Origin of the sequence: Corynebacterium poyangense, assembly GCF_014522205.1 — a bacterium.
Taxonomy (GTDB): domain Bacteria; phylum Actinomycetota; class Actinomycetes; order Mycobacteriales; family Mycobacteriaceae; genus Corynebacterium; species Corynebacterium poyangense.
This window is the reverse complement of sequence record NZ_CP046884.1, coordinates 154359-170625: the sequence shown is the minus strand read 5'-3', so window position 1 is coordinate 170625 and position 16267 is coordinate 154359. Positions and strand designations below refer to the sequence as shown.

17 protein-coding genes are annotated in these 16267 nt (G+C 54.3%); 6 read left to right on the top strand and 11 right to left on the bottom strand.

All coding sequences use genetic code 11. The annotated features are described in order from the left end of the window. The first annotated feature begins 13 nt into the window (after positions 1-13). On the top strand, positions 14-1030 hold the full coding sequence (locus GP475_RS00810; protein WP_187974790.1) for an alpha/beta hydrolase fold domain-containing protein: 1017 nt from the start codon (positions 14-16) through the stop codon (positions 1028-1030). 142 nt (positions 1031-1172) lie between these two features. Here the strand turns inward: GP475_RS00810 and GP475_RS00805 are convergent, their stop codons facing one another. Genes GP475_RS00805 through GP475_RS00795 form a run of 3 tightly spaced genes read right to left on the bottom strand, consistent with a single transcriptional unit; the run spans position 1173 to position 3160 of the window. Next, entirely contained in the window at positions 1173-2006 is an 834-nt protein-coding gene (locus GP475_RS00805; protein WP_187974789.1) for a VOC family protein, read from the bottom strand. A 2-nt stretch (positions 2007-2008) separates the two neighbouring features. Continuing rightward, positions 2009-2320, bottom strand: coding sequence for an RNA-binding S4 domain-containing protein (locus GP475_RS00800; RefSeq protein WP_187974788.1), 312 nt, complete (start codon positions 2318-2320; stop codon positions 2009-2011). A 60-nt stretch (positions 2321-2380) separates the two neighbouring features. Continuing rightward, positions 2381-3160: an SDR family oxidoreductase gene (locus GP475_RS00795; protein ID WP_187974787.1), complete on the bottom strand. Its 780-nt coding sequence runs from the start codon at positions 3158-3160 to the stop codon at positions 2381-2383. Positions 3161-3198: 38 nt separating this feature from the next. Between GP475_RS00795 and GP475_RS00790 the strand changes: the two genes are divergently transcribed. Beyond that, the gene (locus tag GP475_RS00790) at positions 3199-3921 is read left to right on the top strand and encodes a sugar O-acetyltransferase (RefSeq protein WP_187974786.1); all 723 of its coding nucleotides are present in this window, start codon (positions 3199-3201) and stop codon (positions 3919-3921) included. Positions 3922-3927: 6 nt separating this feature from the next. After that, a complete protein-coding gene (gene hrpB / locus GP475_RS00785; protein WP_187974785.1) occupies positions 3928-6459 on the top strand; it encodes an ATP-dependent helicase HrpB in 2532 nt (843 codons plus the stop codon). 3 nt (positions 6460-6462) lie between these two features. Here hrpB and GP475_RS00780 read toward each other — a convergent pair whose 3' ends face one another. Together GP475_RS00780 and GP475_RS00775 are read right to left on the bottom strand one after the other, a co-directional pair. Then, on the bottom strand, positions 6463-6780 hold the full coding sequence (locus GP475_RS00780; RefSeq protein ID WP_187974784.1) for a hypothetical protein: 318 nt from the start codon (positions 6778-6780) through the stop codon (positions 6463-6465). 42 nt (positions 6781-6822) lie between these two features. Then, on the bottom strand, positions 6823-7623 hold the full coding sequence (locus GP475_RS00775; protein WP_187974783.1) for a TSUP family transporter: 801 nt from the start codon (positions 7621-7623) through the stop codon (positions 6823-6825). A gap of 80 nt (positions 7624-7703) precedes the next feature. On the opposite strand from GP475_RS00775, the gene GP475_RS00770 reads away from it, so the two are divergent. Beyond that, positions 7704-8333 (top strand): hypothetical protein, encoded by a 630-nt coding sequence (locus GP475_RS00770; RefSeq protein ID WP_187974782.1) that lies wholly within the window; start codon positions 7704-7706, stop codon positions 8331-8333. Between the two features lie 18 nt (positions 8334-8351). On the opposite strand, the gene GP475_RS00765 is transcribed toward GP475_RS00770, so the two are convergent. From GP475_RS00765 to GP475_RS00750, 4 genes are all read right to left on the bottom strand, one after another. Then, positions 8352-10016, bottom strand: coding sequence for a DUF885 domain-containing protein (locus GP475_RS00765; protein ID WP_187974781.1), 1665 nt, complete (start codon positions 10014-10016; stop codon positions 8352-8354). Positions 10017-10090: 74 nt separating this feature from the next. Continuing rightward, positions 10091-10681 (bottom strand): LOG family protein, encoded by a 591-nt coding sequence (locus GP475_RS00760; RefSeq protein ID WP_187974780.1) that lies wholly within the window; start codon positions 10679-10681, stop codon positions 10091-10093. A gap of 76 nt (positions 10682-10757) precedes the next feature. Continuing rightward, complete coding sequence (locus GP475_RS00755; protein ID WP_187974779.1) at positions 10758-11048, bottom strand: hypothetical protein; 291 nt, start codon at positions 11046-11048, stop codon at positions 10758-10760. A 93-nt stretch (positions 11049-11141) separates the two neighbouring features. Continuing rightward, the gene (locus GP475_RS00750) at positions 11142-12236 is read right to left on the bottom strand and encodes a GTP-binding protein (RefSeq protein ID WP_187974778.1); all 1095 of its coding nucleotides are present in this window, start codon (positions 12234-12236) and stop codon (positions 11142-11144) included. A 57-nt stretch (positions 12237-12293) separates the two neighbouring features. Here GP475_RS00750 and GP475_RS00745 point away from each other — a divergent pair, with 57 nt between their 5' ends. Both GP475_RS00745 and GP475_RS00740 read left to right on the top strand, forming a co-directional pair. Then, the gene (locus tag GP475_RS00745) at positions 12294-13064 is read left to right on the top strand and encodes an NAD-dependent deacylase (protein ID WP_187974777.1); all 771 of its coding nucleotides are present in this window, start codon (positions 12294-12296) and stop codon (positions 13062-13064) included. Positions 13065-13146: 82 nt separating this feature from the next. Then, positions 13147-14202, top strand: a complete 1056-nt coding sequence (locus GP475_RS00740; RefSeq protein ID WP_187974776.1) for an ROK family transcriptional regulator — start codon at positions 13147-13149, stop codon at positions 14200-14202. A gap of 30 nt (positions 14203-14232) precedes the next feature. Here the strand turns inward: GP475_RS00740 and GP475_RS00735 are convergent, their stop codons facing one another. Both GP475_RS00735 and GP475_RS00730 read right to left on the bottom strand, forming a co-directional pair. Further along, positions 14233-15399: an MFS transporter gene (locus tag GP475_RS00735; protein WP_187974775.1), complete on the bottom strand. Its 1167-nt coding sequence runs from the start codon at positions 15397-15399 to the stop codon at positions 14233-14235. A 236-nt stretch (positions 15400-15635) separates the two neighbouring features. After that, positions 15636-16220: a nitroreductase family protein gene (locus GP475_RS00730; RefSeq protein ID WP_187974774.1), complete on the bottom strand. Its 585-nt coding sequence runs from the start codon at positions 16218-16220 to the stop codon at positions 15636-15638. Positions 16221-16267 lie beyond the last annotated feature (47 nt).

The window sequence follows — 16267 nt, the reverse complement described above, 5'->3', positions numbered from 1 at the left end:
CTAAGGAAGGCGAATGTCAGAACAACCGCGGCTAGAGGAAAAAGCCCTGCTAGGAGAGGCTGAAGAACGGGCTGCTTTTCAGGTAGGAGGCCGAGAGGAAAAGCTCAATCCTGTTCAGCAATTGGCACAAATCGGCACATATGTGGACGCTCACCATCCGATGCCCGAGCTCATCGCACCCTGGGTAGAAAACAAGCAACCTTCTTCTCCGGCCGAAGCAGTGGATAATTACTTAGCCCGGTTGCCAGACCGTCTCACCCACTCAGCCATGCTCATGCTAGGTTCCGGTTTGGACCATTCCATGCCCGGTGTTTCCTTCTTAGGCAATATCCAAATAGAAACGCACCCCGACATCAACAGCACTATTATGCTACCTTCCAACCCAAACGGGCATTGGGCTATTTCTCTGCATGGGGGACAATTCTGGTTTGGTTCCGGCTCAGCACTAGAGTTCCAATGGCAGCCTGAGATCGCTGGGTTAGCGGAGAGATCAGGTACTACCATCATCGACGTGGACTACCCACTGGCCCCGTCAGCACATATTGACGAGATGCTAGAAAGTGTTGCCGCCGCAGCAGCCTACGCTTGCGCTAACACAAATTTCCCTTTGAGCCTGGTGGGATTCGAAGCCGGAGCTGCACTGGCAGTTCTTTCTTCTCGTCATATCAATGACGTATTCGGTGCAGATACTGTGGAGAAACTGGCCTTGATGTTCCCAGATTTCTCTGCTTTTGCTGAACTACCAGAACGCTTCCGGGGCTCCTATAACCTCCCTGCCCCAGAGCACTGGCCTCACACATTCTGGCAAATCGCCGGTACAGAACCAACCCGAGTCCAGGGGTTAGCCGGAAGCAGAGAAGTTGAACTCCCGCCACACGTTCGGAAAAAGGAGTATGTGTCACGACAATGGATTTCTACGCCTGAAGTAGCTCGAGAAAGAATAGCTGACCTAGCGGAGTTTTTAAGAAACCCAGTAGAGGAACAGGGGAATATCCAGGGGAACATCACCGACTCGGCTTCCCCATCATGACCTGGCAGTCAAACTTCCCTAAACCATGATGGCGCGGTACCCAGAAGCCAAAGGCACGCGGTACCCAGAAACCAAAGACAGTAGTCGGCTACGTGGACTACCGCCACGACAACGGAAGCCCCAGTAGCCGGCCGCAGAATAGTTAGTACTGGAATTGACTGAGATCTATCCCATGGAGGGGGTCAGATTCTGCTCCTTCTTCCACCGGAGGAGCTACTTCACAGACTGTGACTGTAGCTCCGGTGGAATCAGACAGAATCAACATTCTGCCGAATTCGGAGTTGAACGGGCCCCGGATCACTTCCCCGCCTAGTTCCGGAACTTTCTTAGCTATGTCCTGAACATCAGCAACACCCAGATATGTTTGCCAAAAACTAGGAACCTGAGGGGGAAATTGGCCTTGGACATCTCGAACTCCGCAAAATGGAGCCCCGTCCATGAGTGCTGTGGTATAGCGAAAATCCGAATTTCCGGCGTCGTCGTTGCTATCGATGGAGTGGGTCATCCAGTTGAAGAACTCTTCATAAAAGGTGATGACGGCATCATAGTTAGTGGTACAACTTAACTCATGCCATACCGGGGTGCCAGGCTCCCCGGCGGCCACAAACGCTTCTTCACCAGGTGGTTCAATCAGACCAAGGAGAGCTCCCGAGGGATCAGCTAATAATGCCATTCGACCTAGGCGAACATCCGAAATGGGGCTAAGTATTCGAGCACCCAGTTCTTCAGCGTGATTCACCTCTGCGTCAAGGTCATCGGCTAGGAAATATGTCACCCAGGTATCTGGGAAGGGAGCTTCCTCTGGCTGTTGGACTATACCGGCCACAGGTAATCCCTGGACCCGAGCTAGACGATAATCATCACCCTCGAATTCCCACCCGAGTAGACGAGAATAAAAGTGCGCGGATTTAGCCGGACAAGTGCTCGTTAATTCCACCCAATAGGGCATTCCGCCTAGGGCACCAAAAGCTGGCATGACTAAAGATTCCTCCACTTTTCTGGATCAAAATCATCATCAGCAGTGGACTCATCGAAATAGTCTTCGATGTCTTCCGCTGCGGACACTCGTCCGCTACTCAAGGCTGAGCCAGACGTCGGATCTATTACTGCTACTACGTCTCCAAGATGAAGGCTACGACCTCGGCGAGTCTCTGTCTCACCATTGACCCGGATCAAACCTGAGGCAATAAGCTCTTTTGCTTCGCCTCCGGTTTCTGCCAGGTTGGCCAGTTTGAGGAACTGACCTAGCTTGATAGATTCGCCGTTGATAGGCACATCGGGTGCATGCATGAGGGCCAGTCTAGGTCATAGGGAAATCCATCATGAAACGGCTGAACCTAAAAGGGAAAACTATATCTGGTCTGCCGGCATAATGTTGAGACTGTCAATGTTAACCCTGGGTGGCAGGGAGGCGACCCAACGAATTGCCTCGGCAATGTCTTCGGCCAGGAGATTGATTTTGTCGGCATACACGGCATCGGCACGATCTTGATTGCCGGAAAAGCGAACGAGCGAAAAATCGGTGGCGACGCGGCCCGGGTCAATTTCACAAACTCGGACCTCGCGCTCAGCGTTTTCTATGCGCAACACCCTGGTTAAGGCACGCAGCCCGAATTTCGCGGCGTTGTATCCGGAACCTCCTTCATAGGGCCGGAGTGCCGCAACTGAACCAATGTTGATGATGAGACCGCGGGCTTCACGAAGCTGCGGGAGTAGAGCTTGAGTGACCCGAACCGTGCCGAGCACATTGGTGTCATACATCCACTGCCAATCCTGCAGAGTGGTTTCTTCTACCGGTTCTAGCCCCTTGGCGCCCCCGGCGTTATTGACTAACAGATCCACGGCCGGGATACGCTGAGCAAAATGAGCTACTGATTTATCATCGGTCACGTCTAAGGTAATAGCAGTAGCACCAATTTCTTCAGCAATTTTCGCTAGACGGTCTTCCCGGCGCGCGGCAATGATCACCTGCCAACCATCCTGGGCGAGGGCTCGGGCAGCAGCCTCACCAATCCCTGAAGATCCGCCGGTCACTACAGCCACGCGACATGACGCACTATTCGAGCCGGTGTCTGCTGCGGAAGATGTGGGGTTAGGGGTAGCCGAAGTATCGTCGGGTATAAGAGTCATGTTCCCAAAATAAGCTATCCTCCCCCAGGTACACCACTATGAACATTCCTTCACACCATTCTGCTAGTTCCTCTGGACACCAGAGCACCGGACCTTGCCGCCCGGATCACAATTCTTCGGAAACACCAGCGTGGACGGGTTTTGATCGGATGGCTGCCGGGCAGTGGCATCTCACGGAAGCTCCAGAAACCCTAGGCCGCCAGCGATTAAAGACTGCCGCGGCCCTGAAGAAGTTTAATGATTTAGCAAATACTGATCCACGCCAGGCCGCTGACATCTTGCGCTCTATTCTTGCTCCGGGCTCGCAGCCGATGGGGGTCCATGCTCCCTGTCAGATTGAATATGGTTTCCATACCTTCCTCGACGAAGGAGTGTTTCTCAACTACAACACGGTCATCCTGGATTCCGCACCGGTGCGAATTGGGGCTTACTCCATGCTGGCACCTAATTGTCAGTTACTTACCATCAACCACCCGGTCCACGATGTTGCGATGCGACGAGCCGGTTGGGAACAAGCCAAACCCATTACTATTGGTAAAGATGTCTGGCTAGGTGGAGGTGTCACAGTATTGGGTGGGGTAACTATTGGCGACGGTGCGGTGATTGCTGCTGGGGCGATAGTGAACCGAGATATCCCACCACGCACTCTTGCAGCGGGGGTTCCAGCACGGGTGATTCGCGAACTCCAGCCTGATCACTGGGAACGCCAGGAACTTCCCGAAGCTGCTCGCCATACTATTACCGACGACCCACACTTATAACACCCCATGCCCCAGATTCCTGCTGCACATGAATTTGATTGCGCCCGGATTGGCGCTGGCCTCCCGGTCACGCAATCACTCACCGAGATTTCCCGCGCCCTGACCACCAGCAAGGTGTCTATTATTACTGCACCTCCTGGAACGGGGAAAACCACCGCCGTACCTCCAGTTTTTGCTAATCAGATCATGAGGGCTCAGCCTTCTGGAACTCATGATTCCCCCGGACGCGTGCTCGTTACTATTCCTCGTCGGGTCGCTGCTCGAGCTGCTGCGCGTCGGCTTCTGCACCTCGATGCCCCAGGCAACTCTCCTTCTTCCCCAGTGGGGATCAGTGTTCGCGGCGAGCACCGCCCAGGTACCCGGATCCAGTTCATGACACCCGGCGTGCTTTTAAGAATGCTCCTGAAAAACCCGGAGCTTCCCGGTGTCTCTGCCGTGGTGCTCGATGAAGTCCACGAGCGAAATGTAGACACCGACCTGTGCCTAGGGATGCTTCTTGAGCTTCAAGAGCTTCGCGAGGATCTTCATGTGTGCATCATGTCGGCAACATTAGATGTGCGACGCTATCGCGACCTCTGTGGACCTCATTGCCAGGTCATTAACATCCCCTCTCCACTTCACCCGGTCGACATTCAGTGGTCCCCACACCGGCACCGAGTTCACGGATCACCGGATTTTTGGGAGCATGTCGCTGAACAAGCGCGCGGTCTTTACGTCGACCTTGCTCCTCACCAACAATCCATCATTGTTTTTGCCCCTGGAGTTCGAGAAATTGACCACGTTGTCGCGCATCTTCAAGCTCACGACATCCCTTCTTTTCCGCTTCATGGTCGCCTCAATAATCAACAGCAAGATCAGGTTCTTACCCCCTGCTCTCAACCGAGAGTCATCGTGGCTTCAGCAATAGCGGAATCTTCCTTGACGGTCCCTGGGGTTTATGGAGTGGTGGACTCAACGTTATCGCGACAGGCGCGGCGTGACTCTCAGCGCAATATGTCTGGCTTGGTTACTCTTTCTGCGTCTCGTGACACCATGGAACAACGAGCAGGACGAGCTGGCAGACAAGGACCCGGGAGGTGTATCCGTTGTTGTTCAGAATCAGAATTTCACCACGCCCCGGCTCATAGCACCCCGGAAATTCGGACTACAGATCTTAGTTCCACCGCCCTCTATTTGGCGTGTTGGGGGACGCCACGGGGAGAGGGGTTAGTTCTTCTTGATTCACCTCCGCGCCAAGCTATCCAGGCTGCGGAGCAGAACCTTCAAGCAATCGGAGCAGTGGATGAACAAGGTCGAGCTACCTCGCTGGGGAAGCAGTTAGCGGAGCTTCCTTTGGAACCCTATCTGGCGGCGGCTTTATGGAAATATGCGTGCACTACTACACCCAAGGTGGCACATATCGTGGCCGCAACTATTGCAGCGCTGAGTGACAGAGTCAGTGGTGACGTGGCTCAATTTCTTGACAACGGCCGTATTCCGGGGCGCATACAGGCGGAACAGCAGCGCTTAGAAAAAATTATGGAACGGTGCCGGAGCACTGAGCCAGACCAGAATATTTCTTCAACCCCCACTCCGGGAGAGATCATTGCCACAGCCTTCCCGCTCCAAGTGGCTCAGCAAGTCACTGCGGGATCTTCGGAATATCTACTTGCCTCGGGAACCCGAGCCCGTCTCCCTCAGGACTACCGCAGCTTAATAAATCAGCCGTGGATAGCAATTGCGGAACTCAGCAAGTCTCCTCACGGGACTGTTATTCGTAGCGCCGCCAGGATAACCCAAGAGTGCGCTGAGGCGGCCGTCGCACCCGAGGAGTCTTTGACAGCTGAGTTTCACGACGGGAAACTCCGGTTTCGTTGCTCCCGCTCACTTGGCGCCATCGAGCTCAGTTCCACCCCCCTTTCTGCAGCTCAGGTTGCAGCTACCCACCCCGACGCCGCGTCGAGCGCCGTCTCCCAACTAATCCAACACCACGGCTGGGATCTTTTTCATTTTTCGCCCCAAGCCCAACGCTTAAAAGAACGCATGGAGTTTCTCCACCGCCAATGCGGTGATCCCTGGCCCCATCTCCCCCACTATCCGCCAGAGACCTATGCCGCTGCGGAGCTCTCGGCGTTGGCCCACGGCGCTGCCGTTGACTCCATTGATATGGTTCCGGTTCTCCAACGACTACTTCCCTGGCAGCACATCCAGGAGTTTGAGCGCTTGGCTCCCGCGGAGCTTAAACTCCCTAGCGGACATCATCACCGGATAGATTATTCTCAAGGACGCCCAATTATTCGCGCTAAGCTGCAAGAGTGTTTTGGGTTGCAGGAAAGTCCTCACCTTGCCGGCGGGATCCGCATTCAATTTCATTTACTCTCACCTGCTGGGCGGCCGGTAGCAGTCACTGAGGACCTAGCTAGTTTTTGGTCTGGACCATATCATCAAGTTCGTGCCGAGATGCGGGGCCGCTACCCCAAACATCCTTGGCCTGAAGATCCCCGCCAAGCCACTGCCACCGCAGCAACAAAGGCACAGGTTCGACGCCACAACAGCTAGGCGCTAGCCAACCTTGACCCGGGAAGCAGCACGGGAGAGTTTCACTAAAGCCCCTAAACCTAATTCCGTTGACCCAGGATAGTCAGGGACGTGGCCCGGCCCCATCTCATGAATTTGGAAAACGGGTGGCAGCTCCGACTGTTGGTAGGCTTCCCTGGCAAGGTCCGGAAGGACATCAGTCGGGACGTACAAATGGACGCGGGAAAGGCCTAGAAGGCGAGCCGCTAAACACACTCCGTGGATAAGTTCTCCAGGCTGCGGGATGGGCGTATCAACATGTACCGAGATCACACCGCTATCAATCATCGTTTGCGTTTTCACGGTTCCCACCCTAGGAACCGCACCTGTCCAGGAACGAGGTGCTCACTGAAAATTGCCTGCCAATTGTTCGTAGCTCAGATAGGCCGCCAACACTAAGACCATGCATAAGAGAGCAATGCGGACTAGCTTCGCCCCTCCTCCTAGTACCGTGCGGGCGCCAAGTTGTGCCCCGAGGATATTAGCTACGGCGAGGGAAAACCCTAGAGCCCACCAGATGTGCCCCCCGATCCCAAAAACCACTAAGGCTCCGAAATTTGTTGCTGTGTTAACTACTTTGGCCATCGCTGCTGATTGGAGAAAATCTTGGGAGAGTAAAGCAGTAAATGCCATGATGAGGAACATGCCGGTGCCGGGGCCGAAGATTCCGTCATACCCAGCAATGATCCCCACCGCGAGCACTGCCAGAATCCCACGAACACTGCGTTGACCTGGGATATTGTCAGCTCGTTGCAAACCAAATTGGGGTCGAAGCATCACAAAGATCCCCACTGCCACAAGGAGCACGATAATAATCGGCCGCATGATGTTCTTATTAACCAGTGTGGCTGCAAAGGCACCCAAGGCAGAACACACCACAGCGACAGAAGCGTAGCGGACTAAGAGGAGGGCTGGCGGCCGGGTGCGTCGAACCATCACAACGGCAGCGGAGGTAGTCCCCGATACAGCGGCGACCTTATTACTTGCCAATATGACCACTGGGGCCATGTGCGGCAGAGTGGACATGAGGAGGGGAATAAGAATAAGACCACCTCCCCCAATGACAGCATCCGCCCATCCGGCTAGAGCCGCTCCACCCAGCAGAATTCCTAAGGAAGATAAGTCAATTCCACTCAACAACCACATACACAAGCCCTCCGCATGGAAATTCAGGAATACTGAAAAGGGTACAAAAGCAAAAGAATATCGGTCAAGGAGCGTTTGTCATGGTCAAGATGCCGCAACCAGGCTTAAGAAGAGGCGCTGTGGTCTTAAGCTGTGGTGTTATTGCTGTGCTACTGAGTAGCTGCCAGACCGCTGAATACCGCAGCAGCAACGCCGCGATGACCCAAGAAACGCAGGAACAATCTCAGCTTCCTCAGCCATCATTAAATAATTCCACTCCCCAACCAACTATCAATAATGAGCCTGAACCTCACCTTTCAGCGAACCCCCAGGTTGCTGCCCCAACACTAGATCAATCGCAAATAAAGCAGAAGCTAGAACCAGGTTTTTATAGTTTCCCCATCTATGACGGCAATCTCGATTGCGAAATAGGTACCGGCGGAGCCACCCTTGCCGATTGCTGGGCTCATTTCACCACCACCTGGAAAGAACAGCAAGGAGAACATCGGCAAGTAAACCACATCCAATTTCTCACGGAGCCGGCCGATATTGCAGTCAGCGGGACAGACACCCCTCCGCCACATGACTATGCCCCGGTATCTGCCTCCGGCCCCATTCAAATTGGTGATGTCTTAGTGAATTGGCCCGACGCTAACCAGATCACTATGACCAGGGACAATACACATATCTATACTGTGGGCCCGGACTACTACACAGTCGTAGCCCATTAACCGCTCCAGGTGAGTTCATCAGCGCAGCATCTGGGACCGCAGGATAGACATGGGGATTGACCCATAAGAAAGGGCCTCATCATGGAACTCACGCAGGCTCATTCCCTGAGATAGACAATCATCCCGCAGCCGCTCCCACATTCTTTGACCGATGGCGTATGAGGGTGCTTGTCCTGGCCAGCCTAAGTAGCGGTTCAGTTCAAAACTTAAATTAGCGTCGTCCATCGCGGTGTTGTCCCGTAGGAAACTACGTGCATAGGAGGCATCCCACACAGCAGTTCCCTCAGGGGTTTTCTTCCCCAGGTGGATTCCAATGTCCACCGCTACCCTGGCAGCCCGGAGCCGTTGGGCGTCGAGATAGCCCAGACGAGTGGCTGGATCTTCGTGATAGCCCAAGTCAGCCATGAGTTTTTCGGCATATAGCGCCCAACCTTCTCCGTGTCCGGAATTCCAGCAGGCTACCCGACGCCACAAATTAAGCTTGGAACCTTCAACCAGGGTTTGCCCGATTTGTAGGTGGTGACCGGGTACCCCCTCATGGAACACAGTGGTGAGTTCCTGCCAGGTGTGGAACACATCTTGGCCAGCAGGAACAGACCACCACATCCGTCCAGATCGGCTGAAGTCATCACTGGGTGGGGTGTAGAAAATACCACCATTACCTGCTGGGTCAATGCGGCATTCGATGGTGCGAATCTGCTCGGGAATATGGAAGTGCTTTCCGTGCAATTCAGCAATAGCCCGGTCCGCTTGGGTTTGCATCCACTCGACGAGGGCGTCGGTGCCGTGAAGCTGGTACTTTTGTTCCGCGTTGAGTTTCCGGAACGCCTGACGCAGGGTGCACTCGTCCCCATAGAGCTCGTTGATAATGTTGCGCTGTTCGGCGTTGATTTCGTGAAGCCGATGCAATCCCCATTCATAGGCTTCATCGAGATCTACTCGATCTCCCACGAAGAGGTGGGAAAAAAGTTCATAGCGATCACGCCCCACCGCGTCTCCATGGGGGGCGTGCGGGGCGAGATGTTCGCTGAGCCAATCAGCCATTTCCCCGAAGGCAGCTCGAGCATGTTCTACTTCGGCGCAGTCCGCCTCAAGTCCTAGATGTTCAAGTAAGGATCCGGAGTCTGCCAGGTTTTCACATTGATTGACCACTTCATCGACTTGGCGATGGGCGGCTACCTTACCTTGAGCTGCCGCCTCAGACAGGGATTCTTGGTATCCCTTGAGCGCTGCGTCAATTTGAGTCAGTCTCGCCCTGATAATCTCCTTGTCCTCGGCTGTTTCCTGGGGCATTAATAAAAACACCTGAGAAAGGGCTTGCACCGGGGACGCAATATTGTTGAGCTGACGGTGGTATTCCATCCGGTGATGCAGATCTAATTCCAAGCAGAGCCGATCTCTTAGGGTTTCGGCGGTGACATGATCTACCTCATCGAAGTTATCATCATCGTCACTATCATCGGTGCAATCATCGAAGGCGTCAATGTCTGCGATCATCTCGCGGATACGGTCGGCTACGGCATCCCAATAGTGAGGGGAAAAATCCTCTAGTTTGTCTTCGTACCCGGGGATTCCCCATTCGGTTGCAGAGATGGGGGACAACGCAGCTAAGTCATGCACAAACCCTTCGCAACTGGCATCCAGGAGAGAAGGGGAACGCTTATCAGCTTCGATGGAACTCATGGCTAGTCAGTGTACGGGGTAGAGAGAAGCAATTCCAACCGCGTTTGTGGGCAGTATCCCGCCAGTTCATAGAGCTATTGGTCCCATTTTGCTCCGGGGTTGTTCCAGGACGAGAAGGCGTCGAGCACGTCCACCGGACGCGGGTTAACTACCAGACTGGTGAGGTAGCGGCTGGGGAGAAAGCCGGAATGCACCATTGTTTCTAGCTGCGATACCAGCGGCTGCCAATAATCATGAGTGTTAATTAACCCGACCGGACCATAGCCAAAGCCTAGGAGTTGCCCGGTGAGTACTTGACCCAGTTCCTCGAGGGTCCCTAGTCCTCCGGGGAGCACCACAAAAGCATCGGCCAGTTCTTCCATTCGGGCTTTGCGCTGGGCCATCGTATCCACAGTTTCTAATACCTGGATTCCCCGATGCGCCATTTCTCGGTTCACCAATTGGGTGGGGATAACTCCAATAACCTCGCCGCCTGCGGCTAAGGTCGCATCGGCAACTGCCCCCATCAACCCGATATTCCCCCCACCATAAACCAGGGTTATTCCGCGCCGAGCCAACTCGGTGCCGGTGTCCCGGGCAGCCTCAACGAAAGCGGGATCATGACCATGAGCGGAACCACAGTAGACTGCGACGCGACGGATGGGCTTGGTGGGGGCAGAGTTCATGCCAAGGATTGTAGCGAGCCAGTCTTTAGCCTCTCACCTAAAGCCAGATTCTTTGACTTCCCCCAGCAGAGATCAATTAGTGCTCGTCCCAATGCCCATCATGATAGGCATGGCGGTGCCCGTCGTGAATATAGTCCACGTGGTCTCCATGAGGCACAGCAACGTGACCACAACCCGGCCCATGCTGGTGCTCGTGGTTCTCATGGACTATGTGCTCGGTGGGTTCACATTCATCCCAATGCCCGTTGTGTTCCCGGTGGAGGTGCCCGTCGTGAACATAGTCCACGTGATCTCCATGAGGAATAGCAACATGGCCGCAGCCGGGCCCGTGTTGGTGGGTGTGGTTTTCATGAGTCTTGCATGTCATGATGTCATCCTTCCTGCTAATGAGCATATTTTTCATTAAGGATCTCTTATTGAAAAATCACTACGTACAGGTTGACACACTCACCGTTCATTGTCAATAAGTTTTCAACAAGGATTCGGCTTCCTCATCACTCAACGTCGCCTTTTCCAATCTGGCCAGCAAATCCTGAGCGTCGAGATCAATACCAATAAGCACTAACTCATTGCCGGGTTGCAAATCCGTTCCCGCCCATTGAGCCGCCGGACTAATCTGTAAATTCGGTCCTGCTTGGTGCCAAACCTGCACCAGATCCAAACGATCAGAAATCCAGCAATACCCCTTGGACCGGACTAGACCCGTCGTCGCCCTTAATGCCTCAATCAAACGCTGCCGATCAAAAGGCCTATCACCGCGGAACACACAAGAGGAAATCCCATATTCTTCCGTCTCCGGCGTGTGCGGATTCGCCAATTCCTCGGTGTACCCCTGGTAAGTCCGCGCGGTATCCACGTTATAGAGATGCGCCCCCAAAATTTTCCCGACGCTCACCTCACCGTGCACCAGCTCCTCAATGCCTGCTCGCGGATTCATAGCTCGCACCAGTTCTTTAGTCCGCTCGACGCGTTCCTTCTCTACCAGATCAGTTTTGGTCAAGAAGATAAGGTCCGCAAATTCCACTTGGTCCACCAGCAAATCAGCCACCGTCCGATCATCCTCTGGCGTTGCGGCACGATCCGCCTCTGCTAGCGCTTGGTTTTTCCGGATCTGATCCAAAAACGTCGTGGTATCCACTAACGTCACCATCGTGTCGATGGGGGCAATATCCTGCAGATGGGTGCCGTCCTCCCATTCCCACTCAAAGGTGGCGGCCACGGGCATGGGCTCGGAGATCCCCGTGGACTCAATGAGAATATGGTCGAAGCGGCCAGAGCGAGCCAGTTGACTCACTGACTCCACCAAATCTTCTCGGAGCGTGCAACAAATGCAGCCGTTAGTCAATTCCACAAAGCGATCTTCGCCGCGAGTGAGATGCCCCTCCCCGGCAATCAAAGCAGCATCGATGTTGACCTCGGAAAAGTCATTCACAATGACAGCTATCCGACGCCCCTCCCGGTTGGCTAATACGTAGTTGAGTAGGGTGGTTTTCCCGCATCCTAGAAATCCCGACAGAACAGTTACCGGCGTTGGCCGAACATTGGTGAAAGTCATGGTGCTTAATGGTAATGGTTTTCAGCTATTCTGGTGATATCCGCATACCCTAAAACCATGTGGGATGCACAACTAGAACGCGCCATTACCCTCACCCAACAGGCTCGACGCATTCATGTGTTCACCGGCGCCGGCATGAGCGCAGAATCCGGCCTAGACACTTACCGCGACGCCCAAACCGGAGTATGGAGCAACGTCGACCCCCAGGCCATGGCCAGCATCGATGCGTGGGCGAAGGATCCCGAGCCGATGTGGGCATGGTATCTATGGCGTGCCCGATTAGCGAGCGAAGCTGAGCCTAATGCCGGGCACCGAGCTATCGCCGCCTGGCAACAACTTCCTCAGGTTGACGAGGTCATAGTCACCACCCAAAACATCGACGACCTCCACGAACGCGGGGGCTCTTCCCACGTCACCCATCTCCATGGCAGCCTTTTTCGATTCCGCTGCACCATCTGTTCCCGCCCCTGGAAAGCACCCATCGACTATCCGGACCAGCCGGTAGAAAGACTCACCCCTCCCACCTGCCCCCTATGTCACAACCCCATCCGCCCGGGGGTTGTGTGGTTCGGCGAACCCCTCCCCAACCATGATTGGCAACGCGCCGAATCTGCAATGACTAACTGCGATGTTCTCATCATCGTGGGAACCTCCGGGGTGGTCTATCCCGCTGCTGGACTCCCTCGCCTAGCCGCAGCTCTAGGTACTCCCATTATTGAGATCAGTCCCGAACCAACAGAACTCAGTGACATAGCCACTTTGTCGTGGCGGTCCACTGCTGCTACTGCGCTGCCCCAACTTGTCGATAGCCTAGCTGGGCTTACTTAGTTTGCCGAACACGGTTCTAGAAAATAGTGGCATAGACCACCCTAAATAGACTCAACAGTCTATATTTTCTAGACTGCTTTATATGCACGCAGTATCTTCCCGTTTCCGCGGGCCAGATCCAGGGTCGATTTTCACCCGCCCCCACACACCGGCGGCTCGATGCCTTCACCTGCTGCGGCTTAATCCCCACCTATTGCGCAAAGACTTTTCCGAGCAGCTCCACCTCTCCCAACCCACCATCACCCGTACCTTGATGAAGTTGATCGACACCGGGTTTGTGCAAGAGGTAGACATGGCACCCGGTCCACGACGCCAGGGGCGACCCGCTATTCCGGTTGAGATGACGTCGAAGAACTATTTTTTAGTCGGAGTAGCCATCGGGACCTCGCGGTCATACTTCTCGCTCTACAACCTGCGCGGAGGTGTGCTTGCCGAGTTCACGAAAAGTATTCCCATTGCTACCCTTCCCCCCGCTACGGTAATTGAGCAACTACTATCTGGGATTCAACACCTTAGCGAACTAGCTAGCGGACGGCTGTTCGCGGCACCCAAGATCGTTGGAGTTGGGATCACCACATCCGGAGTAGTCAGCCACGAAGGCACCGTTGTTGCCCCAAATCTAGGTTGGAATAAATTCCACCTCACTAGCCACTTAGGGCAGAAACTCTCGGTCCCCATCACCGTCACCGCAGCAGTTCCAGCAATTTTAGCCGCCGAATTACAATCCACCCCACCAAGTAATCACTCGACTCCCACCGCGGTATTTTTTGCCGACGACTCACTCGGCGCGGCAGTATCCCATGCAGATGACGTCACTCTGCTTCCCCACATCTCCGAACTTTCACTACGCCACCACTCACAACACCCGGATGACCCTCACGACGTGGCATACCTCAGTAACCTTGCCTGCCAAATAATTGAGGAATCCGGAGCAACAACGATGGTACTTGCAGGTTCTCAATTCACCGAGACACCTCACATTGCCCATCATGTCGCCGCTGCAGTACGTCGACAGATTGATCATCCACCACAGTTTCGGCTTATTCCCAGCCATCAAGAAATAGTGCGGGCAGTGGCGAGGGCAGTAGCTTCTGATCAGCTACTTAGAGACCCTTACCAACTGGCTATCGAGAACTAGAGACAGGTCATGGGGGCACAGGAGGCATCGTTAGCGGCTCCACGGTTTGTTGATTAATAAAGTCACCGCGTTGATGAGGAACACTGCAAGAAGAACTGGCCATACTCCCCACGCCGAGGCGCAGAAGCCACCAAGTAGGCTTCCAATAGGTGCACTACCGATTCCTAAGAACTGAAACGCCGCGTTGACTCTTCCTAAGACCATTAGGGGAACACTGCGTTGACGCTGACTCATGAGGTTTACCGCGAACAAGGGGGTAAAGAACCCGGTGAGTATCCACGTGGCGGCGAGGAATGATAAGGAGGCGGAGAGCAATAGTGCGGCGTCACTAAGAACCAGAGCAGTTGCACCAAGAAATACCGCGGCTGAAAAACCCAGTGCGGTGCTGAGTTTTCCGGCAAGGTAGCCACCGGCAGCAGAGGCTACTCCTACTAAGGACCACACTATTCCTAGATGCTCTGGTTTGATGTGAAGCTCTTGGAGAAGATAAACCATTCCGACTGCTCCGGCAGCAGAATTCATGATATTCAGGGTGCTGACGCTCAGTGCTGTTCTGCGGAGCCAGTTGTTCTGCCACAAGGCTTTAAGGCCAGCACCAGCCAACTGCGGAGAAAGAGGTTCCGTGATTATTGGAGCTGGCTGGTTCAGGGTCAACGCCGGGAACACCATGAGTAGTGCGCCTAGTGCAGCTCCACCTACCACCCAGGAGAAAGGAATAGTGACGAGGAACCCAACCACAGCGGGAGCGAGTAGCGAGGCGCACACTACCTGGATACTGCTGAGAAGGCCATAGCTTCGTACCAATTGAGCCGGAGGAACGCACTGGCCGAGGTAGGTTTGGGCTGAGATGTCTGTTGCCATATCTACTGCACCATTGATGAGTGCCAGCACTACCCAAAGCAGAAATGACCAGTCGGGAGGAAACTGGGAGATCCAATGACAGAGGGCTATCAGCCCTATCGCTGTGGGCCGGATGAATGTGACTATGCGCAAGACCCTAGAAGCGCCTAGGTGGTCGAGGACGGTGCCGAGCAACAGACTAAAAAGCCAGGGGGCGACAGCGGCTGCTGATATTAGGCCAACCACGGCTGGTGATGCCCCGGAAGCTGCCGCAGACATGATGATATAGCTGCCGAGGATCCCATCGAGAAGGTTAGTCCCCGTGATGCACAAATAGAATGTGAGTGTCGGATACATTGTTATCCCTTGATAAACAGGGCCGCTCTCGCCAAAAAACAGCGATGAACAATAACGCCCCACGAAACGACGGCATGGTTGTTATTGGGGCGGGACTTTATTGTCCACTCGCCCGCTAGGTATCAACCATTTATGCCGTCATAGGGTGTTCTCCCCGACACTCAAGGTCCGCGGTGTCACCGCGGAGAAGACTACTAGGGCTTTTGCTTACTGTAGCAAAATTTGTCGGAATATCTTTAGAAAGATTCTGCTACAAGCCGGTTAGCTGCACGCCCCGGGTGAGTCGGAGCTTCATTGGGGTATCCGGCCGCTACCACTAATCCGATGGAGCGATCACTACGCCCGGCCAAGCCGATAGCAGCTTTCACTTTTTCTTCGTCCCAGCCAGTCGTCGGACTTGTAGCCAAGCCCACGGACTGAGCTGCCACCAAGAGGAATCCAGCTAGCAAGAGGGCATCTTTTAGCCCAGCCTCACGGAGGGCGGATTCGCTCATCCGAGAGCGAATTCCGCCGATACCGGCGACTCGCTCCGCTCCAAGAATGTCTTCTGCATCATCCGGCATTACTTCGCTGCGCCCCACGCAGACAAAAACCACGGGCGCGTCTAAGAACTGCTGTTGACCAGAGGCGTCAAACAGCTTTTGTTTCTGCTCGGTGTCTCGAACAACAACGAGATCGCGCATTTGAATATTAAAAGCACTCGGAGCTTCGAGGGCTAGGCGAGCTACTTCAGCAATGACCTCGTTGCTAGGAACCTCGGCAGTATAAGAGCGCACCGCACGGCGCTGATCAATTGCTTCTTGAACGTTGAGAAAATTCATATCCTTGCTTCTTTCTCTGCCTTTCGGCAGCTACACTAATCACAACC